Origin of the sequence: Agrobacterium sp. T29 (genome assembly GCF_006970545.1) — a bacterium.
Taxonomy (GTDB): domain Bacteria; phylum Pseudomonadota; class Alphaproteobacteria; order Rhizobiales; family Rhizobiaceae; genus Agrobacterium; species Agrobacterium leguminum.
This window is the reverse complement of record NZ_CP040641.1, coordinates 1,693,116-1,712,497: the sequence shown is the minus strand read 5'-3', so window position 1 is coordinate 1,712,497 and position 19,382 is coordinate 1,693,116. Positions and strand designations below refer to the sequence as shown.

At 60.3% G+C, this 19,382-nt stretch carries 17 protein-coding genes; 6 read left to right on the top strand and 11 right to left on the bottom strand.

What is annotated here, in order from left to right; translation table 11 throughout:
- Positions 1-50 precede the first annotated feature (50 nt).
- The 5 genes from FGF54_RS22920 (at position 51) to FGF54_RS22900 (ending at position 4,480) form a co-directional block, all read left to right on the top strand.
- Positions 51-1,283 carry a sugar ABC transporter substrate-binding protein gene (locus FGF54_RS22920; RefSeq protein WP_142781253.1) on the top strand — a complete coding sequence of 411 codons (1,233 nt, stop codon included), beginning with the start codon at positions 51-53 and terminating at the stop codon, positions 1,281-1,283.
- Positions 1,284-1,395: 112 nt separating this feature from the next.
- On the top strand, positions 1,396-2,298 hold the full coding sequence (locus tag FGF54_RS22915) for a carbohydrate ABC transporter permease (RefSeq protein WP_020811101.1): 903 nt from the start codon (positions 1,396-1,398) through the stop codon (positions 2,296-2,298).
- A complete protein-coding gene (locus FGF54_RS22910) occupies positions 2,295-3,122 on the top strand; it encodes a carbohydrate ABC transporter permease (RefSeq protein ID WP_065655228.1) in 828 nt (275 codons plus the stop codon). The genes FGF54_RS22915 and FGF54_RS22910 overlap by 4 nt, the downstream gene beginning before the upstream one ends.
- The gene (locus FGF54_RS22905) at positions 3,119-4,204 is read left to right on the top strand and encodes an ABC transporter ATP-binding protein (protein ID WP_142781252.1); all 1,086 of its coding nucleotides are present in this window, start codon (positions 3,119-3,121) and stop codon (positions 4,202-4,204) included. Before FGF54_RS22910 ends, FGF54_RS22905 begins: the two co-directional genes overlap by 4 nt.
- Before the next feature lie 60 nt (positions 4,205-4,264).
- Positions 4,265-4,480 carry a hypothetical protein gene (locus tag FGF54_RS22900; RefSeq protein ID WP_246667022.1) on the top strand — a complete coding sequence of 72 codons (216 nt, stop codon included), beginning with the start codon at positions 4,265-4,267 and terminating at the stop codon, positions 4,478-4,480.
- Between the two features lie 19 nt (positions 4,481-4,499).
- On the opposite strand, the gene FGF54_RS22895 is transcribed toward FGF54_RS22900, so the two are convergent.
- The 7 genes from FGF54_RS22895 to FGF54_RS22865 all read right to left on the bottom strand — a co-directional run bounded on the left by FGF54_RS22895 (position 4,500) and on the right by FGF54_RS22865 (position 12,630).
- Positions 4,500-5,126 (bottom strand): dual specificity protein phosphatase, encoded by a 627-nt coding sequence (locus FGF54_RS22895; RefSeq protein WP_142781250.1) that lies wholly within the window; start codon positions 5,124-5,126, stop codon positions 4,500-4,502.
- A 48-nt stretch (positions 5,127-5,174) separates the two neighbouring features.
- Positions 5,175-6,089 carry an inositol monophosphatase gene (locus tag FGF54_RS22890; protein WP_168208220.1) on the bottom strand — a complete coding sequence of 305 codons (915 nt, stop codon included), beginning with the start codon at positions 6,087-6,089 and terminating at the stop codon, positions 5,175-5,177.
- Between the two features lie 61 nt (positions 6,090-6,150).
- Positions 6,151-7,239, bottom strand: a complete 1,089-nt coding sequence (locus tag FGF54_RS22885; RefSeq protein ID WP_246667021.1) for an ABC transporter substrate-binding protein — start codon at positions 7,237-7,239, stop codon at positions 6,151-6,153.
- 82 nt (positions 7,240-7,321) lie between these two features.
- Positions 7,322-8,470, bottom strand: coding sequence for an ABC transporter substrate-binding protein (locus tag FGF54_RS22880; protein ID WP_142781247.1), 1,149 nt, complete (start codon positions 8,468-8,470; stop codon positions 7,322-7,324).
- Between the two features lie 15 nt (positions 8,471-8,485).
- A complete protein-coding gene (locus FGF54_RS22875; RefSeq protein WP_142781246.1) occupies positions 8,486-9,610 on the bottom strand; it encodes an ABC transporter substrate-binding protein in 1,125 nt (374 codons plus the stop codon).
- 33 nt (positions 9,611-9,643) lie between these two features.
- The gene (locus FGF54_RS22870) at positions 9,644-10,777 is read right to left on the bottom strand and encodes an ABC transporter ATP-binding protein (RefSeq protein ID WP_142781245.1); all 1,134 of its coding nucleotides are present in this window, start codon (positions 10,775-10,777) and stop codon (positions 9,644-9,646) included.
- Positions 10,777-12,630: an iron ABC transporter permease gene (locus FGF54_RS22865; protein ID WP_142781244.1), complete on the bottom strand. Its 1,854-nt coding sequence runs from the start codon at positions 12,628-12,630 to the stop codon at positions 10,777-10,779. Before FGF54_RS22865 ends, FGF54_RS22870 begins: the two co-directional genes overlap by 1 nt.
- Positions 12,631-13,143: 513 nt before the next feature.
- On the opposite strand from FGF54_RS22865, the gene FGF54_RS22860 reads away from it, so the two are divergent.
- Positions 13,144-14,130 carry a LacI family DNA-binding transcriptional regulator gene (locus FGF54_RS22860; protein WP_020811113.1) on the top strand — a complete coding sequence of 329 codons (987 nt, stop codon included), beginning with the start codon at positions 13,144-13,146 and terminating at the stop codon, positions 14,128-14,130.
- 48 nt (positions 14,131-14,178) lie between these two features.
- On the opposite strand, the gene FGF54_RS22855 is transcribed toward FGF54_RS22860, so the two are convergent.
- The 4 genes from FGF54_RS22855 to FGF54_RS22840 all read right to left on the bottom strand — a co-directional run bounded on the left by FGF54_RS22855 (position 14,179) and on the right by FGF54_RS22840 (position 19,092).
- Positions 14,179-15,822, bottom strand: coding sequence for a Na/Pi cotransporter family protein (locus FGF54_RS22855; RefSeq protein WP_142781243.1), 1,644 nt, complete (start codon positions 15,820-15,822; stop codon positions 14,179-14,181).
- Positions 15,823-15,904: 82 nt separating this feature from the next.
- Positions 15,905-17,590 (bottom strand): metallophosphoesterase, encoded by a 1,686-nt coding sequence (locus FGF54_RS22850; RefSeq protein ID WP_142781242.1) that lies wholly within the window; start codon positions 17,588-17,590, stop codon positions 15,905-15,907.
- On the bottom strand, positions 17,584-18,192 hold the full coding sequence (locus tag FGF54_RS22845) for a dual specificity protein phosphatase (RefSeq protein ID WP_003522018.1): 609 nt from the start codon (positions 18,190-18,192) through the stop codon (positions 17,584-17,586). Before FGF54_RS22845 ends, FGF54_RS22850 begins: the two co-directional genes overlap by 7 nt.
- Positions 18,193-18,252: 60 nt before the next feature.
- Positions 18,253-19,092, bottom strand: a complete 840-nt coding sequence (locus FGF54_RS22840; protein WP_020811117.1) for an inositol monophosphatase family protein — start codon at positions 19,090-19,092, stop codon at positions 18,253-18,255.
- Positions 19,093-19,382: the final 290 nt, after the last annotated feature.

Sequence of the window (19,382 nt, the reverse complement as noted above, 5' to 3'; positions counted from 1 at the left end):
GGGAGAAGGTTTTCGAAAATTGCAGAGACGATAACCAAGAGGAGGAGATTATGGGTATCGCGAAATGCATGATGGCCGGCGCGTTTCTGCAGGCGGGCGTGTCCGCCGGCGCTATTGCGGCGCAGGCAGAAGATGTGACGTTGACCCTCTGGTCGCTGGATCGCGATATCCAGCCCGCGCCGAACCTCATCAAGGAGTTCAACGCGCTCAATAACGGCATCAAGATCGAATACCGGCAATTGCAGTTCGATGATGTGGTAAGCGAATCCATGCGCGCCTATTCCACCGGCAATGCGCCCGACATCATCGCCATCGACAACCCCAACCACGCCATGTTCGCCGCACGCGGCGCCTTTCTTGACGTGACCGACATGATCGCCAAGTCGGATGTCATCAAGACGGAGAATTATTTTCCGGGACCGCTGAAATCGGTGATGTGGGACGGCAAATATTTCGGCGTGCCGAAGGCTACGAATACGATTGCGCTTTATTACAACAAGGACCTGTTCAAGGCCGCAGGGCTGGACGCGGCAAAACCGCCGCGGACCTGGGACGAGCTGGTGGAAGCGGCCCGCAAGCTGACCGACCCCTCGAAGAACATCTATGGCATCAGCTTCAGCGCCAAGGCGAATGAGGAAGGCACCTTCCAGTTCCTGCCCTGGGCGCAAATGGCGGGCGCGACCTACAAGAACATCAATACCGAGGGTGCCGTCAAAGCGCTCGAAACGTGGAAGCTGATGCTGGATGAAAAGCTGGCATCGCCGGATACGCTGACGCGCAGCCAGTGGGACTCCACCGCCACCTTCAACGCCGGCAACGCCGCCATGGTCATTTCCGGCCCATGGGAAATCGACCGCATGCTGAAGGACGCCAAGTTTGACTGGGGTGTCGCTTTGCTGCCGGTGCCCACGCCCGACGCCCCCCGGTCTTCGGCCATGGGTGACTATAACTGGGCGATCTTCTCCAAGACGAAACATCCGGAAGAGGCCTTCAAGGCAATCGAGTTCTTCGCCTCTAAGGACAAGGACATGTTCAAGAACTTCGGCCAGTTGCCGGCGCGCTCGGATATTCCGGTTCCGCCCACAGGCAATGCGTTGAAGGATGAGGCGCTGAAGACCTTCGTGGAACAGCTGAAATATGCGCAGCCGCGCGGCCCATCGCCAGAATGGCCGAAGATTTCCAAGGCGATTCAGGATGCTATTCAGGGTGCGCTTTCGGGTCAGATGACGCCGAAAGCCGCGCTCGATCAGGCCGCTGAAAAGATAAAGCTGGTCGAAGGCTGATCCGGGCGGACGGCCAGGGTTTCTCCGGCCTCCACCCAAGGGGTTCCTCCCGGTGGGGCTGCCTGCCGCGACAAGCGGCGGCGGCCCCGACTGGAGCTTGCGAGGATGTTTCATGAAAAAACTGTTTTCCAGCCTCAGTGACGGTCGCGGTTTCGATATCGTCCTTGTCGCCTTTCCTTTGGGCTTCCTGTTCGTCATGGCTGGGCTGCCGCTCATCTACAACATCGTCATGAGCTTTCAGGAAGTCGACATGTTCAGCCTGGGCACCTTCGTGCGCCCCTTCGTCGGCTTCAAGAATTATATCGACCTGTTCCGGCAGCCGGAAACATTGCCGATCCTTTTCAACACCGTCACCTTTGTCGTGGCCTCGATTGCCGGGCAATTCGCCATCGGCTTCGGTCTGGCGCTGTTCTTCTGGGTCAATTTTCCCGGCGCCACCTGGCTGCGCGGCCTTTTCCTCGTGTCCTGGGTCATGCCCGGCCTCGTCGTCGGCGCAATCTGGAACTGGATTCTCTCGGGCGATTTCGGCGTGTTGAATTTCTTCCTGCGGGAAAGCGGCCTGATATCGGGCAATATCTTCTGGCGTTCGGATGCGAATTTTTCGCTCTGGGCCGTCGTCATCGCCAATATCTGGCTCGGCACCTCCTTCAACATGATCCTGCTTTCCGTCGGCCTCGCCTCCATTCCCGGCGATCTCTACGAAGCCGCGGAGCTGGACGGCGCCAATGCCTGGCAGCGCTTCTACACCATCACCCTGCCGATGATGCGTTCCACCATCGGTGCGATCGTTTCGCTCGGGCTGATCTTCACGCTGCAGCAATTCGATCTTTTCGCCGCAATTACCGATGGCGGACCGAACAACAGCTCCAACGTGGCGCAATATTGGGCCTGGGATCTGTCCTTCCGGCAATATGATTTCGGCAAGGGCGCCACGATCTCCGTCATCATGATCGTTTTCGTCATGCTGGCCTCCATCGTTTATGTGCGCTCCACACGGCATGAGGTGCGTGGATGAGCATCACGACCCGCAACCGTCTGATGCTGGCCATCGCCATCGTGCTCGCCATCATCTACCTTTTCCCGCTTTACTGGATGTATCTGACCTCGCTCAAAAGCGGCTCGGAAATGTTCGCCAATCCGCCAGCCTTCTGGCCCACGGACCCGCAATGGCAGACCTATGCCTATGTCTGGAACAGCCGCAACATGGGCCGATACCTGTGGAATTCGGTGCTGATCGCCTCCAGCGCGGTGCTGCTGATCACTATTCTCGGCGTCGGCTGCGCCTATGTGCTGGCGCGCTATCGCAATGTCTGGGTCGATATCGGCCTGTTCCTCATCCTCATGCTGCAGGTTCTGCCGGCATCGCTGATGATCACGCCGATCTTCGTCGGTTTCTCGCAATTCGGGCTTCTCGATTATCCGCGCCTGTCGGTCATCCTCGCCATTGCGGCGAAAAGCATGCCCTTCTTCGTGGTGCTTGTGCGCGCCACTTTCATGGCCGTGCCGCAGGAGCTGGAAGAGGCGGCGCTGGTGGATGGCAATTCCCGGGTCGGCGCCTTCTTCAACATCGTGTTGCCGCTTGCCAGAAACGGCATTCTCGTCAGCGCCATCCTCATCTTCATGCAGGCCTTCGGCGAATTCGTCTATTCGAAATCGATGATCCAGGCGGCCGAACTACAGCCCGCCAGCGTCGGCCTCAATTCCTTCATGGGCCCCAATACCAGCGAATGGAACAACATCATGGCCTATGCGACCATGTATGTGACGCCCATTCTTGCCCTCTTCATTCTCTTGCAGCGCCGCATCGTTTCCGGCCTGACCTCAGGAGCGCTCAAATGACCCTTCAGATCGAACTTTCCGGCGTGAACAAATATTACGGCGCCTTTCATGCGCTGAAGAACATCAACCTTTCCATCGAGAAGGGCACTTTCGTCGCACTTGTCGGCCCGTCGGGCTGCGGCAAGTCCACCCTTCTGCGCTCGCTTGCCGGGCTGGAAACCATATCGGCCGGCGACATGCGCATTGCCGGCACGCTCATGAACGGCGTGCCGCCGCGCAAGCGCGATGTGGCCATGGTGTTCCAGTCCTATGCGCTCTACCCGCATATGACCGTGGAGGAAAATCTCACCTATTCGCTGCGTATGCGCGGCGTCGCCAAGGCCGAGGCCCGCAAGGCGGCGGAAGAAGTTGCCGCCACAACAGGTCTTTCAAAGCTGATGAAGCGTTATCCGCGCGAACTTTCCGGCGGCCAGCGCCAACGTGTGGCCATGAGCCGTGCGATCATCCGCAACCCGCAGGCGTTTCTGTTCGATGAGCCGCTTTCCAATCTCGATGCGGCGCTACGCGTCCATATGCGAAAGGAAATCCGCGCGCTGCACGATCGCCTGCATGCCACCTCGGTCTATGTCACCCATGACCAGATCGAAGCGATGACCATGGCCGATCATGTCGTCGTCATGCGCGACGGCGTGATCGAGCAGCAGGGCACACCGCTGGAACTATACGACCGCCCGGTCAATCGTTTCGTTGCCGGCTTCATCGGCTCGCCGGCCATGAATTTCATTCCGGCGACCGTCAGCCCGGATGGCGCATCCCTTCAGCTCGTGTTCGGCGAAGGCGAGCCGCAGCAATCGATCGGGAATCCGGCCTCCCTGCCGCCGAGCAAAGATGTGATCGTCGGCATCAGGCCGGAACATATCCGGCCGGCCGCAGCAGCCGGAGCGACATTGGCGCTGCCGGTTTCCGCTGTGGAAACGACCGGTTCGGCCACCTTCCTCACCACGGGAACCTCCACCGAACTGGTCATCGCGGTGCAGGGACGCAGCGCAGTCAAAGCCGGTGAAACGATCGGCCTCGACATCGACCCGTCCGATATGCATTTGTTCGATGCGGAAACAGGCATCGGCCTCCTGACCCGCTGAGCGGCGGTTTTGCCGGCTGTTTCTTCCGCCGGCAAACACGAAGCGTGGAGTCGAATGACCATGAACGGGAAAACAGCGTTCCTTATCGGCGCGGCCATCCTCGCCGGTGTCGTCATCGTCCAGCTCAAGGATGTCCACATCGCCATCGGGGAACGCGCCATGGGAGACTATAACGGTTCGAGCAACCCGGAAGCGGCCTCCCGCGCCGAGCGGGAAGCAAAGGAGGCCGCCGCGCGTGCCGAGGCCGCGGCAAGCGCGCTGGAACCGCAAAACTGACCAGACAGTCTTCCGCCTTTCAATGCGCGGCGTCGATCATGGCAATCCAGCCTGCGGCCCGGCGGGCAGCATCCGCAAGCACCGGTTTCGGCGCCTTGTACCATTCGTTCTCCGGCAGCTCGCGTTTCAGGCGAACGAAGCCGATGGCGTCATCCAGCGTCGGAAACTCCGTTGGCAGCGTGAGATGCAGGAAAAGCGCAACGACGGCGACGGAACGCGAACGGCCGCCCCGGCAATTTATGAGCACGTTGCCACGCTCCCGCCGGGGATAGGAGGGCTTGTCGGGCAATATCTGCTCCAGCGCCGCTCGCAGGATATAATGGGCCGCAACCATCTGGGTATCGGGATTTCCGCTCCCGTCGATCAGGCCGATCTTATAATAGCGGATTTCGCCCGGCCCATAGACGCTGCCTTCGTGGTCGGAAACGACCTGTGACTGCTCCACGAAATTGAAATCCAGATTGACGGCGCAATTGACGACGGTGGTAATGCCGTTCTGGCGTAGAAGATTGAGGTCGCTCGCCCCCTCCTTGCCGGAAATGAAGAGATCGACGCCGTAAAGCGGATGCTGCTCATAGATGCGGCTGAGCTTCGGCAGCTCGCCTGTTTCTTGCTCTCGGAATGGGGTCGGTCGCGATTGCGGCATGTCATGTCTCCATCGGCGTCTATACGGCCGCCGTCATCTATTGTGTCTTCAAGCCTTCGCGGCCGTCTGGTTCAGTCGGATCGCCGCATTGGCGATGCGGCTTTCGGATATGGATCGCGCCACCCGCTGCAATGTCGGATAGCTGGCCCCCTCACCCGTGGCGATATAGCCCGGGCAAAGGAAATCGACGGAACCTTCCGCCACCTTTCCGAGGGTCAGCGGCTCATAGGTTCCACCGGCGTTTTTGAGAATGAGAATGGCGGCTGCCACATCCCAGGCATTGACGCCGAAACCGGCGGCCGCATCCGTCCAGCCGGCCGCGACATGGGCAATGCTGAGCGCAGCGCTGCCGGGCCGGCGCAATGTCGAAAAGGTCTCGGCAAGAGTGCCGAAATTGGCGAGCGCCGCTTCCCGCCCATCCAGCCGGAAATCGCGCGAGACGGGATAGCCGGTGATGAGCGTCGCCCGCGTCTCATCTGTAACGCTGCGGGAATGCAGCCTTTCGCCATCAAGATAGGAGGTTTTGAGATCGGCGGAAAACATCTGGTCCGCCACGGGATCGTAAACCACGCCGGCGACGGCTTCTCCGCCTATGACGGCAGCAATGGACACGCACCAGAAAGCAAGGCCGCGGGCGAAATTTGCCGTGCCGTCGATAGGGTCGACATACCATTGCACCTCACCGCCACCGATCTGGCCGCCCTCCTCGCCCATGATCGCCGAATTGGGCTCCCGTTCGAGAATGACGGCGCGGATGGCAGCCTCGGCGCGCTTGTCATGGATGGTCACGATATCGTGGAGATCGACCTTGTAGTCCACCGCCATATCCGACCGAAACGCCGCCAGCAACGGATCGCGCACGGCACGCGCCGCTGTTTCCGCGATCTTCATCAACCGCACAGAGCGGGAAAACGCATCCTCGTCTCCAGGTTTCCGTTCGCTCAATGAAGTCTGCATCGGCATGTCCAGTCCGTTCGTTCGCAAAAGGGAGGAGGCGGCGCGGCACGGGCCGCGCCAACCGGGGTTATTTCGTATAGTTGACGCGCCAGAAATCCTGCCATTCCTCGCGGCGGTCGAAATCATCGAGACCGGTGGCGGAATCGTAACCCATCAGCCGGTCGGCGACCTTCATCAGCCCCGAAGGCTCGTCATCCGGCATCTTGATGTCGGTATTGGTCGGCAGCTTGCCGTCCTTCATCTGCGGGGCGATGCCCTCTTCCGTCAGGACGTAATGGATAAAGAGCTTGGCCGTGTTTGGGCTTCTGGTCTTGGAGGCCATCAGGCCGAGCTTGATATAGGTCCAGCCGACCCAGGGATCGAGATCGGTGCAGAGGCCGAGCTTGTAGCCCTTGTCGGCATTGTCGCGAAACTTGGCCGAACTCAGCAGGCCGAAGAAGGGCTGCTTCTGACCCGGCGCGCCCACCGCCTCCGCCACCGGATCGTCGCCATCGGTGGCGAGCGGACCATTCGCGGCCAGCGCCTTGATCCAGGCGGCTGCCGCACCCTTTTCCTCCATCTCCTTGCCGGAATGGGCCTTGTAGGCTGCCGCCACCTTTTCATTGCCGTGGGCTTCAAGCTGGTTGAACCAGTCCGTATAGGTGCTCTTACTGAGCGGATCGACCATGGCGACCTTGCCTTTCCATTTCGGCTCGGTCAGTTCCCAGATATTCGTCACCGGGCATTTGTCATAGGCTTCGGTATTATAGGCCCAGACGTTGGCATTGGTGGAAATGGCCAGCGGGTTTTGAAACTGCGCCGGGATTTTCGAGGCCATGTCGCCCGGCAGATAATTCTCGACGAAACCTGCCGGCAGAAGCTGGGCGAGCGCCGAAGGCGCATCGGTGATCAGCACTACATCGCCCTGCACATTGTTCGACTGGCTTTCGCGGATAATCATCTCCAGCTGGCTATTGGCGGAAACCTTCACTCCCGTCGCCTTCAGCCCGTATTTGGCGCTGAATTTATCGGCCATCTCAACGATCTTGCCAGTGCTGTCATAGATGTTGATCGGCTTCTCCTGCTTCGCAGCCGCAAGAACAGCATCGAGATCGAAAGTCTCTTCAGCCGCGGCGGTGAGTGCGGAAACGCCCATAATCGCTGCAGCTGCGGCCATGGCCGAGGCGGTCCTCAAATTGGTTCTTCGCATCGTTTCCCCTCCCAAGGAAAAGACAGGCGGGCTCGCACCCGCCTTCCGTTTATTTTTTGTAGTTCACACGCCAGAAATCCTGCCAGCCTTCGCGCTTGTCGAGGTCGTCGGCCGCCGTTGCGGCGTCGAAAGCCATCAGCTCATCGAGATGATTGGCGACCTTCGAGGGCTCATCCGCCGGCAGGGCTATTTTCATATTGCCGGAGAGTTTACCGTCAGCGGTCTGCGGCGCGATGCCTTCTTCCGTCATCAGGTAATGCAGGAAAAGCTTCGCCGCATTCGGGCTTTTCGTTTGCCCGGCAATCAGCCCGAAACCGGGATAAAGAAAGCCGGAAAAGGGCTTTACGCCGCTGCAAAGACCGAGCTTCAACCCCTTGGCCTCGTTGTCACGATACTTCGCTACCGAAGTGATGACGAAGAAGGGATCGGCCTGCCCCGGCGCACCGGCCGCATCCGCCACCGAACTCGAATCCGTCAGCAGCGGTGCATTTTCGGCAAAGGCTTTCACCCAGGCCGCCGTTGCGCTTTTTTCGCCCGTCTCCAGCTTCTTGCCGTAAAGGTCCTCATAGGCCCTGGCGACATCGGCATCGTGATGGGTTTCGATCTGGTTGAACCAGTCGGCATAAAGCGGCTTGTCGAAGAGATCGAGCATGGCGAGCTTGCCCTTCCACTTCGGCTCCGTCAGCTGCCAGATGTTGGTGACCGGGCATGTGTCGTATTTCTCGGTATTGTAGGTCCAGACATGCGGATCCGAGACGACCACGAGCGGATCGCGCAGCTTTTGAGGAATATCGCCTTCGAGATCCGGCGGCGTCCAGCTGGTGGCGATGCCTTCCGGCAGAAGCTCGCCCATGGCGGAGGCGACATCGGTTGCCACGCTCACGTCGCCGACGACATTGCCCGCCCGATGTTCGCGGATCATCAACTCGACCTGCGTTGCCTCGTTCACCTTCTTGCCGCTCGCCTGCACGCCGTATTTGGCGGTGAAGGCCTGTGCCGTATCGACGATCTTGCCGGTCACCGCATAAACCGTGATCGGCTTTTCCTTCTTCGCGGCGTCGATGAGCGCATCGAGATTGAAGGCATCCTGCGCATGGGCGGCCCCGCTGAGCGCCAGCGAAAAGCCGAGGCAAAGTGCGGAGGCGGTCCTGCGCCGCCTGCGCTCATTGCCATTCTTGTTCTGAGTAGTGATCGTCACCAGATGGTCCCCCCGTTATTTTTTGTAGTTCACACGCCAGAAGTCCTGCCAGGTTTCACGCGCATCCCAGTCTTCAAGGCTGGTCGCCATGCTGTAGGGCAGAATGTCATCGAGAACGGCGCCGATACCCGAGGGCTCATCCGCAGGCAGGCTCACCTCTTTGTTGGTCGACATCTTGCCGTCGATCGCCTGCGGCGCGATGCCTTCGGCGGTCATGATGTAATGAATGAAGAGCTTCGCCGCATTCGGGCTGTTCGTGCCTTTGGTGATCAGCCCGACACCCGGATAGAGCCAGCCGACCCAGGGTTTCAGCTCCTTGCAGAGGCCGAGTTTCATGCCCTTCTCGGCATTGTCGCGGAACTTCGCCGAGCTGATGAGGCCCATGAAGGGCTCCTTCTGGCCGGGAGCGCCAACGGCTTCGGCAGCGGCCGCATCGGCGTCGGTCAGCAGCGGAGCGTTGGCGGCGAGCGCCTTCACCCAGGCCGCAGTCGCGCTCTTTTCCCCGGTTTCGAGGTCCTTGCCGTGAAGCGCCTTATAGGCCGCCTTCACCTCGCCGTCGCCGTGGCTGGCCATCTGGTTGAACCAGTCGACGTAGGAGGCCTTGCCGAGCGGATCCTGCATCGCCACCTTGCCCTTCCACTTCGGGTCGGTCAGTTCCCAGATGTTGGAAACGGGGCATTTGTCGAAAAGCTCACTGTTATAGGCCCAGACATTGGCGCTGGTGACGACGGTAAGCGGGTCCTGATATTCCGGGGGAATATTGCCGGCCATATCCGGCGGCAGCCAGCTTTCGACGAAACCGAGCGGAATAAGCTGCGCCATCGCCGCAGGCGCATCGCTGATGATCGAGACATCGCCCTGAATATTGTTGGCGCGCGCCTCGCGGATGATCATTTCCAGCTGGGCCGAGGCCTTCACCTTCGCGCCCTCTGCGCCGACACCATATTTTGCCGCGAAGTTCTTCGCCATTTCGACGATCTTGCCCGTGCTGTCATAGACGGTGATCGGCTTTTCCTTTTTCGCCGCCTCGATCAGGGCATTGAGGTCGAAAGGTTCTCCCGCCTTCGCCGCGCCGCCAAGCGTTGCGGCGATCGCCGTTGCGCATAACAGCTGGCTCAGGCCCGTCATTGTCCGCTTCATACTGCTTCTCCTTCAGCCGTCTCGGCGGCGTTTTCAGTTGTAGGTGCTGTTGCGCAGAACGGCGTCCGCCTCGGTGATGCGCTGACCCCTCACGTCAAAGGCGTGCAGGGCCTCGGGCGGCACGTGGAAAAACACGCGGTCGCCGCTGTCGATACGCGGCAGGGAATGGGTGGTCAGGAACAACGTGTGGTTCTCGCTTCTGAGTTCGAGAATCCAGCTACCGCCGGTCGGTAGCACGCCGGTCACCGTCATTTCGCCGGAGAAGCTGCCCTGCGGTACATCCTCGGGCTTCATCGCATAACCCATCGCCTCTGGCCTCATGCCGATCGAGGCGATGCCGCGCAGTTGCGGATAACGCGTTGCGAAATAGGCTTCCGCCCTGTCGGCTATATCCGACACGCCGGGCTGACCGAAGGTCAGGATATTGATCGGCGGGCTTCCTACGAATTCGGCGACGAAACGATTGGCCGGACGGTCATAGATATCGTTCGGCGTGCCCATCTGCTGCAGTGTGCCCTCGTTCATGACGGCGATGGTGGTGGCAAGCGTCATGGCTTCCCACTGGTCATGCGTCACGAAGACGATGGTGGTCTTGAACTCCTTGTGCAGCCGCTTCAGCTCGGCGCGCATTTCCAGCCGCAGCCGGGCATCCAGATTGGAGAGCGGCTCATCGAGAAGCAGAACGCCCGGATTGACCGCAAGCATGCGGGCAAGCGCCACGCGCTGCTGCTGTCCGCCGGAAAGCTGCGACGGATAGCGGTCGCGATATTTGGCGATATCGAGCGCCTGCATGACGCGCTCCACCCGCGCTTCGCGCTCCGCTTTCGGCAGCTTGCGCAGGCGCAGACCGAAATCCGTGTTGCGCTCGATGGTCAGATGCGGCCACAGAGCGTAGCTCTGGAATACCAGGCCCATTTCACGCTTTTCCGGCGGCACGAAGATGCCTTCGGTAACGGAATCGATCACCCGGTCGCCGACGCGGATTTCCCCGCCGGAGAGGTTTTCAAGGCCGGCGATCATGCGCAGCGTCGTGGTCTTGCCGCAGCCGGAAGGGCCGAGCAGACACATGAACTCGCCGTCGCGAATTTCGAGATCGAGATCGGAAACCGCATTTGCGGAGTTCACACCGTAGTTTTTCTGCGCACCGCGCATGTTGATGGTAGGCATCAGCTTCCAAGTCCTTCTGCAAGATTTGTGCGGGTCAGCTTCTGGGCCAACAGCGTGCCGAAATAGGCGATGGCGGCGATGATCAGCACCACGGCGTTGGCGGCCTGCGTGTAGTGGTAGTCGACCAGCCGCAGCGAATAGGTGGTCAGAACATCCGTGCTTGGCACGGCGAGGATCACGAAGAGGCTCAAGCCTTTGATGCCCGAAATGAAGGGCAGGAGAACCCCGGTCACCAGCGATCCCTTCTGGATCGGAATGACGATGGAGATCATGCGGCGGAACCAGCCCGCGCCGGCGATCTGGGCCGCCTCTTCCGGATCCTTTCCAAGCTGCGTCATTGCTGAAATGCCGGCGCGCGAGGCATAGGGCATCTGGTCGGCAATCAGCGCCAGGATGAGGATCGTCACCGTGCCATAAAGCGCCGGCATCGGCCCGCGCGGAACGGCAAAGAGCGACAGATAGGCGGCGGCAAAAGCGATGCCGGGCACGAGATAAGGCAGGAACGTCACCTGTCGCAGATAGACCGACAGGGCCCGCACCGGGGTGCGGATGACGACATAACCGACAAGCAGGCCGAGAATACCCGATGTGAGCGAGGCAAGACCGACGATCATCATCGTGTTTTTCGCGGCTGCCCACAGATCGGGGCTCAGGAGCACGCCGGTCTGCAAAGCCACCGTGTTGAGATTGCTGCCGATCCAGTAATCGAGCGTGAAGTTGTCGAACGTGAAGCGGGCCGGCATTTTCATGACGGTCGAAAGCGCCAGGGTCAGAAGCGGCAGGCCGACACTGAGGATGAAGATGGCGGCCGCAAAGCCGGTTGCCGGAAGCCGCATCTTGCCGAGACGGCTCTGCCGGTTCATCGAACCCTTCGAACCGATGGTCACAAAACGGCGGGCTTCGCGAACGAGCCGAGCGTCGATCATGAGCGTGATGATGCCGATGAGCATGATCGAGGCCGCAACGACGCCGGCAACGCCGGTCTGGCGCGAGGCGATGCTGCGGAACAGCGAGGTCGACAGGACCTCGAATTTCACGGGCAGCCCGAGAACATAGGGCACGCCGAATTCACCGAGGCACTTCGCGAAGATCAGCACCATGGAAGACAGCAGCGCCGGGCGCATCAGCGGCAGGATGACCTGCAACGCCACCTGATAACGATGGGCGCCGAGAATGCGGGCGGAATCTTCAAGCTGCGAGTCGAAGCGGCGAAGCGCCGAGCCGAACAGCAGGATGACGAAAGGCGTGTAGTGCAAGGCAAGGATAATGGTGATCGGGAAACGCCCATAAGCCACCCAATCCGGCGGAGTGAGCCCTATCGCCTCGAACCAGCCGGGCTGACCGCCAACGGTGCGATTTTTAAACAGCGTCGTCCAGGCAAGCGCAAAGGTCCAGGCCGGCAGCATATAGGGCACGATCAAAGCGGTGGCGAACCAGCGACGGCCGAACATGTCCGTCCGGCTGATAAGCCAGGCGAGCACGGTGCCGATGACGAGCGAAAGCGCAATCGCCCCGAATGCCACGGTCAGCGTATTGAAGAGCGGACGCCAGAAAAGATCCGATGCGACAGGCGAAAAAAACGCCCTGTCGAGATAATAAAGCGTGAGATCGCCGACATCCTTGCCGAGACGCCGTTCGTGGCCGAACTGGACGCGGACGGCGTCGAGAATGATCGAAATGATCGGAACGACGATCAGATAGGTGAAAAGCAGCGCCGTCAGGACGCCGATCAGCGTCGTCGGTTCCCTGAGCGCGACCTTGAGACGATACCGCCAGGCCTGCCATGCCGAAGGCGCGGTCGCCGGGGGACCTCCCAGCGCCTCCGCCTTCGTCGATTCGCTTAAAAGAGCCATTATCTCTCCCCATATGGCCACGCAATTGCCGCCACACGCCGGCAAGCACCCGCCTTCGCGCGACCCGCAGAACAGGCGGCGCGTGCGTTGACCTTCAGCAATGCGTCAATGCTTCACAAGCGGGCGTCCAGCCCACAAATAACGATGATCCAGCTCCTCCCGAAAACATCGCCGGCAAGGCCGATGTAGAATAAAAATTCCATATCTTCCTTGACCTTGGAATGCATGATCCGTCTTAAAAGACATTTTGTCAATGAAAAAATGCACACGTGATCACTAACTTATTTATTTGTTTTAAAATGGTTTTTTGTCACAAAACTGTAATTTTTGAACGAGCTTGCGTGGGAAATGTTTTTTCCCTGCATGGCGACAATGGAACGGATGAGACATTTTCCCGGAATGCGGGCGGCCTTTTCTCAGCGTGGCCGAGCACAGGTGAAAAATTTCAATTGGAATAGCCGACATCATATGGCCTGTGATATCAGGCATAGGATTTCGCAACGGGGGAGTTGAATGGCGAGAGGGTTCGTGACGGCCGAAGAAGTAGCGAAAAAGGCCGGGGTTTCGCGCTCCGCCGTCTCGCGCACCTTCACACCCGGCGGCAGCGTATCGAAGGCCGTCCGGCGCAAGGTACTGAAAGCCGCGCAGGAACTCGGCTACCGCGTCAACCGGCTGGCGCAGGGCCTCAACAATGACCGCTCCAATCTCATCGGGGTCGTCGGCGCCAACCTCAGCTCTCCCTTCATTTCAAAGCAGCTCGATCTCCTCAGCATCGGCCTTCTGCGTCGTGGCCTGCAATGCCTGCTGCTGAATGCGGCGGATGCCCGCAAGGACATTGCGCCGCTGATCGAGCTTCTCTTCGAATTCCGTGCGCAGGCCATCGTTGTTCTCTCCGGCGAACCGCCGGCCTCGATCGTCGATGAATGCATCGCCAATGGCGTACGCCTCATTCTCATCAATCAGCGTCTTGATCGCACCGATACAAATATGGTGCTGAGCGACGATTCCCGCGGCGCCGATCTTGCCGCCATGCGGCTTGTGGAAGCGAAATGCAAAAAGGTCGCGGTCATTTCCAGCGGCAGCCAGACGCCGGCACAGTTGCGCCGCGCCGCCGCCTTTACCCAGCGCATGACCATCGAAGGCATCGAGGTCGTTCCATGGTCCGGCGGGCCGACGAGCTATGACAGCGGTTATCAGGCCGGCTGCGAGTTGCTATCCGACAAGACGATAGACGGCGCCTTCTGCGTGACCGATCTGCTGGCGCTCGGTTTCATGGACGCCGCGCGGCTGGAAATGGGCCGCCGGGTGCCGGAAGATCTCTCGATTGTCGGCTTCGACGATATTCCGCAGGCGGGCTGGAAAAGCTACCAGCTGACCACCGTTGCCCAATCCTTCGACGCATTGACCGAGAAGGTTTTAACCGCGCTCGATAGCGATGAGCCGGAAACCCGGCTTCAGGTCGTACCCGTTTCCATGGTCGAGCGTATCACCGCGCGCTAGAGCAAATGCATTCCAGGCATAAGCCGCCATGCAGCTTTACCATATCCCCTAACCGACCTGCTTGATGCGGCTTTCGATAAGAAGGCCGCTTTCATCGAGGATCGGATGGGCGACGGCGGCAATATGGGCGTTGATGCGTTTCAGATCGCGCAACATGTCGAGATGCACCGAGCTGGTCTGAATGCTGTCAGCCCGCCCGTCGCGCAGGCGCTGGAGATGGCGCTCCGACGACTGCTTTTCGAGGCGCCGCACATCTTCCTTCACCTCCACCAGCCGGCGTGCAAGCGCGGCATTGCGGGTTGCGAAGACGGATTGCGCCATGCGGATATTGTCGAGCGTGACGGTAAAAAGACGCTCAAGTTCGCTCTTGCCATCATCGGAAAACCGCAGTCCGAGATCGATCTTCTTGGCGATTTCCGGGCGGATGCCTTTCTCGATGATATCGCCGATATGTTCGAGATTGATGGCGTATTCGACGATATCCATCGCACGCCTCTGGTCTTTCCCGCTCAAGCCGTCCTGCCCCACCTTCGAGACATAGACCTTAATGTCGTGCTGTATCCGGTCGACCCGGCCTTCCAGCGCGCTGATATCATTGAGTTTCGCAACGTCGCTGTCACGCATGGCTTCGCCCGCCTGCCGCAGCATGCGCTCGATCAGATCGCCGACGAGAAGGACCTCGCGGCTCGCACCGGCAAGGGCGGCAACCGGCTGATCGAGATCGTGGCTGTCGAGATAGCTGCGATGACTTTCGCTTTTCTCTTTTTCCGGAAACAGCGCCGTCGTTACCCGCAGCAACAGCGGCGAGAGCGGCCAGGCGATGGCGGCGACGGCCAGGTTGAAGAAAAGATGTGCATCGACCGCAAGATTGGCGTGCGAGAAAGGCGACATCTCCAGCAGCGCAGCGCCATATCCGGCAAGAGGCAGCGCCGCGAGACAGCCGATTGCTCTGACGATGAGGTTGCCGACGGCCACCCGGCGCGCTGTAACCGGCGCTTTCAGCGTCGCCAGCACCGGCGGCACCGCGCCGCCGAGATTGGCGCCGAGCACCAGAACGATCACGAGGCTCGTTTCAACCCCGCCGCTTGCGGCAAGCGACAGAATGAGAACGACAATCGCCAGACTGGAGGAGGCGAGCGCGGCCAATACGGCGGAGAAGATCAGCGCCACCGGCCAGGCATTGCCGAGCATGCCGATGAAGAGACCGAGCGCCGGCGATTGCCTTATGGGATCTGTCGCAGCCGAAAGAAGATGCAGCGAAAGCAGCATCAGGCCGACACCGGCGAGCGCCGCACCGGCCCCCTGCCGTTGCACCGATTTTCCGCGTGACAGGACAACACCGGCAAGGATGAGCATTGGCGACAGCCAGCCAAGCCCAAGCGCCACAATCCAGGCGGTCATCGCCGTACCGACATTGGCCCCGAGCAACACGATCTGCGCCATGGCCGGCGCGATGAGGTCCTTTTCGACGAAGGAGGCGACCATCAACGCCGTGGCGGTCGAACTCTGCAGGGCGATTGTCGCCACGAGACCGGCGATGAAAGAACGAAACCCGCCCCGCGTGCCGGCCGCAAGGCCGGTGCGAAGCCGGGCGCCGAAGGCGCGCGACATTCCGTCCTTGATTTGCCCAAGGCCGAAAAGCAGCAGCGCCACTGCGCCGAACAGATTGATGCTGACCACGACAGATTCCATCGGATCACCCCGCTTGTCATCCTCGCCGCCGGTCTGGGTTCAACCCCAGCATGGCGGCCGCGCTTGTTGCAAACACCTCAGATCAAACCGCAACCCGTTCATGTTGCGGTACAAGCCCAAGCTCCAGATCGCGCGGGCTGCCTTCGGCACGCTCGAGAAACAGGCCGAGGGCTCCGAAGAAGATTTCGAGAAAGCTTTCGACCGAACCGTCGTGATGATCCGGCTCGCGACCGAAGCGCTCCGCCAGCGTTCGGTAAAGGGAAAGCCGTTGCGGAGCGATGTGCGGCAGTGCCAGGCCTGCGCCCTGGCGCAGGCAATACCAGTCGGCAATCAGCTCGAATATCGGCAGGTCCAAGGACAGGACGGCTGCATCAGACGAAGATCGGCCTTCCCCTCCAAGCAGGTCGAGAACCTCCCGAACGCTTTTATCGGCGATTGCCGTGACGACCTCGGCCGGCCATTCCTTGGGGAAATAACGATACCTGATCAGCGCCCGCTTGTGGCCCAGCAGAAATTCACCGTAATTGCCGGCGGCAAAAGCTACGTCGTTTGCCTCGCCCGTCAGTGCGGTTTCCTGTGCATAACCATCGCAAATGCGGCCATTGACCGGCAGAGCGGCCATCTCCACCGTCTCGACAAGGATTGCCTGCCGCGACGGGTGGACGACCTTGAAGGCGGGCGGAAAGGCGACGAGCGACGGCACGGCGATATTGGTGAGCGAATTTTCGCCCTCCCTGCGCCGGGTCACGCCTTCCACGTGCAGATGCCCGCTGAAATGGACGGCAAGCCCGGCCTGCAACAGCGCATCCTCCACCGCCTTGCGAGGCGTGCGGCGCACGACATTGGTTTCACCGAACAGGGCGCCTTCCGCACCGCTTGCGCCATCGAAAGGATCGAGCGCCGGATAGTGGGAAAAGCCGAGCAATGTCTTGCCGTGCAGCTCCGCCCTGCGGCGCACATCAGCGATCCAGTCGATGAGGAAGGGCTTGCAGCGCAAAAGCGCATTCCAGCCACCCGAGGTGCTGTCGATAAAAGCCGCCTCCTCGCCCGCTTCGAACTCACCATCGAGCGGCTCGAAAATATTGGCGTCGATCATCAGCAGCCACAGGCCCGGCTCCGGCTCGACCAGATAGGAGGCATCCATCAGGCGGTAAACATTGCGCCCATCGGGTGAGCGCACCGCGTACAGCCGGTCCTCCGGCGCATCGGAAACACCGAAGGGTGTTTCCCAATGCAGATAATCCGGCTGGCGGAAATAACCGAAAGCCGCCATCGGGCCAAGGCCCGCAGGATAACCTTCGCAATACATCCCGTCGCTCACGACAACGCGCTCACCGGCCCGCCGGGCATCGCTTGAAACGGAAAGGCATTTGCCGTTCTCCGTCAGAAACTCCTTGGTATGGTGCCGGCCGCGCGGTCCGAAAATATCGTGGTTTCCGGGCAATGCGTAGAAGGCCGTGCCGTGGACGTCGCTGTGGCGTTGCAGGATGTTCTTCAGCGTTTCAGTCGTCACCCGCTGGCCATCATCGGTATAGTCGCCAAGCAGCACCACATGGCGAATGCCGCGCTGCCGCACCTCTTCCAGCGCCGCATGCAATGCATCGGCGCTTTCGTTGAAAACCCGGGTGGATTCACGCGTATCCGACCAACTGCGCATGGTGATGCGCTGGCCATCGATTTCGATGCCGGGAAATCCGAAATCGACTGCCGTGTCATGGAAATGCGCGTCGGCGATGACGGCAACGGAAGGAAGCGTGCGTGTCAGCATGGTTGAGCGGTCTTTCTGCCCTCGACCATGTCGATCCAGTCGGAAGCACGGCGGGCGGCGGCGTAAAGCATCGGTTTCGGCGTCTCGAACCATTCGTCAGGCCGCAATTCCCGCTTCGTGCGGATCACGGCCAGCGCATCGTCGAGGGTCGGATAGAGATCCGGCTGCTGCTTGTGCAGGAAAAGCGCCACCAGTGAGACGGAACGGCTGCGGCCGCTGCGGCAATTGACGAGCACATTGCCGCCATCGGCAAAGGGATAGGTTTCCCGCTTCGGCATGGTCTGGCGAAGCGCGCCGTCGAGAATGTAATAGGCGCCCAGCATCATGGTGTCGGGGCTGCCCTCGCCATCGATAAGACCGAGCTTGTAATAACGGATATCGCCATAACCCACGGCGCGCCTGTCGCCCTCTTCCGCCACCGCCTGCACGAGATTGATATCCAGATTGACGGCGCAATTGACGACGGTGGTGATGCCATGCCGGCGCAGGAGCCCGAGATCGCTCGCACCATCGCTGCCGCCAATGTAAAGCGCGGCATTGTGCGGGCCAAGCCCTTCCGCAATCAGGCTGATTGCGGGCCGGGCATAAACGGGTCCATCCATTTCATTCCTCCACATGCACGAAGCACGAGGCCCCCTCTGCAAAAGGGCCTCCGCCATAAATCACGCCGATACCGCCCGCGGACGATCCGACAGCTGCCGCGCGGCGAGCGCTATATTCGATGCCTGGCTGACGCCTTTGGCAACACCGGCTGCTGCGGCCAGCACCGGCCCGCCATCCCTGAGACTGCCGATCTCCAGAAAAGGGCACACATCGCCGCCAGCTTCGCTGACGAGTAGCAGCCCCGCAAGACAATCCCATGAATTCATGTGCAATTCGAGATAGCCATCGGAACGGCCATCAGCCACATAGGCAAGCGCCAGCGCGCCGGAGCCGGCGCGGCGGACATTGGCGCCCATATCGAGCAGGTTCCTGACGACATCGAGATAGGTCGCATTCGCGATACGGGTGGACCACCCCATCTCGATCGAAGCGGCATCGAAGCGCTCCGTTTCCGCAGTCCGGATCGGTTGCCCGTTGCGCGTCGCTCCCTCGCCGCGACGGGCGAAATAAAGCTCGCCAAGGGCGGGACTATAGATCGCCCCGATTTCGGTCTGGCCGTTTTCGACATAGGCGATGGAGATGCAGAAATGCGGAATGCCACGGGCAAAATTGGCGGTGCCATCGATGGGATCCACGACCCAGACGCGCTCACCGATCTCACCGCCGCCCTCTTCGCCGAAAAAACTGTCTTCCGGGAAAGCGGCCATGATCGCGCCGCGAATATGCGCTTCGGAGGCAGCATCCGTTACCGTCAGAAAATCCTGCGGCCCCTTCATCGAAAAGCTGCGCGTCGCCTCGCCCTGAAAACCTTTCAGCACCAGCTCCCCGGCGGAAAGAATAACGCTGCGGCACAATTCTGCACGCGCCGCCAATGTATCGGGATAGTGGATCGAATCCATGCGCAAGAACCATTTCTCAAAATTTGAACACGCGTTCATATTGCACGCGTGTTCAAACTTTTCAAGGGGCGTTGAAACGGAGCTGATGAATATTGGAAGCGGGCAGGCCGATCATGCCAATTCAATGGATTCGCCGCAACACGTGGCATGAAGCAAAGGGCTTCCTCCCCGATCAGGAATATCCCCGCAGGAAACATTTAATACTGAAAACATTGGAATGTTGCGAAGCGAAGCGCCTGCATCTTGCGGTTGATGTAGTTGTCTATCGGTTAACCCTGTGTATTTCCAAT

Excerpts from the sequence above, each read along its gene's own strand:
- FGF54_RS22865 (WP_142781244.1), bottom strand. The coding sequence starts at position 12,630 with ATGGCTCTTTTAAGCGAATCGACGAAGGCGGAGGCGCTGGGAGGTCCC.
- FGF54_RS22895 (WP_142781250.1), bottom strand. The coding sequence starts at position 5,126 with ATGCCGCAATCGCGACCGACCCCATTCCGAGAGCAAGAAACAGGCGAG.
- FGF54_RS22910 (WP_065655228.1), top strand. The coding sequence starts at position 2,295 with ATGAGCATCACGACCCGCAACCGTCTGATGCTGGCCATCGCCATCGTG.
- FGF54_RS22875 (WP_142781246.1), bottom strand. The coding sequence starts at position 9,610 with ATGAAGCGGACAATGACGGGCCTGAGCCAGCTGTTATGCGCAACGGCG.
- FGF54_RS22840 (WP_020811117.1), bottom strand. The coding sequence starts at position 19,092 with ATGGATTCGATCCACTATCCCGATACATTGGCGGCGCGTGCAGAATTG.
- FGF54_RS22845 (WP_003522018.1), bottom strand. The coding sequence starts at position 18,192 with ATGGATGGACCCGTTTATGCCCGGCCCGCAATCAGCCTGATTGCGGAA.
- FGF54_RS22855 (WP_142781243.1), bottom strand. The coding sequence starts at position 15,822 with ATGGAATCTGTCGTGGTCAGCATCAATCTGTTCGGCGCAGTGGCGCTG.
- FGF54_RS22900 (WP_246667022.1), top strand. The coding sequence starts at position 4,265 with ATGAACGGGAAAACAGCGTTCCTTATCGGCGCGGCCATCCTCGCCGGT.
- FGF54_RS22860 (WP_020811113.1), top strand. The coding sequence starts at position 13,144 with ATGGCGAGAGGGTTCGTGACGGCCGAAGAAGTAGCGAAAAAGGCCGGG.
- FGF54_RS22920 (WP_142781253.1), top strand. The coding sequence starts at position 51 with ATGGGTATCGCGAAATGCATGATGGCCGGCGCGTTTCTGCAGGCGGGC.
- FGF54_RS22870 (WP_142781245.1), bottom strand. The coding sequence starts at position 10,777 with ATGCCTACCATCAACATGCGCGGTGCGCAGAAAAACTACGGTGTGAAC.
- FGF54_RS22850 (WP_142781242.1), bottom strand. The coding sequence starts at position 17,590 with ATGCTGACACGCACGCTTCCTTCCGTTGCCGTCATCGCCGACGCGCAT.
- FGF54_RS22905 (WP_142781252.1), top strand. The coding sequence starts at position 3,119 with ATGACCCTTCAGATCGAACTTTCCGGCGTGAACAAATATTACGGCGCC.
- FGF54_RS22915 (WP_020811101.1), top strand. The coding sequence starts at position 1,396 with ATGAAAAAACTGTTTTCCAGCCTCAGTGACGGTCGCGGTTTCGATATC.
- FGF54_RS22885 (WP_246667021.1), bottom strand. The coding sequence starts at position 7,239 with ATGGCCGCAGCTGCAGCGATTATGGGCGTTTCCGCACTCACCGCCGCG.
- FGF54_RS22890 (WP_168208220.1), bottom strand. The coding sequence starts at position 6,089 with ATGCCGATGCAGACTTCATTGAGCGAACGGAAACCTGGAGACGAGGAT.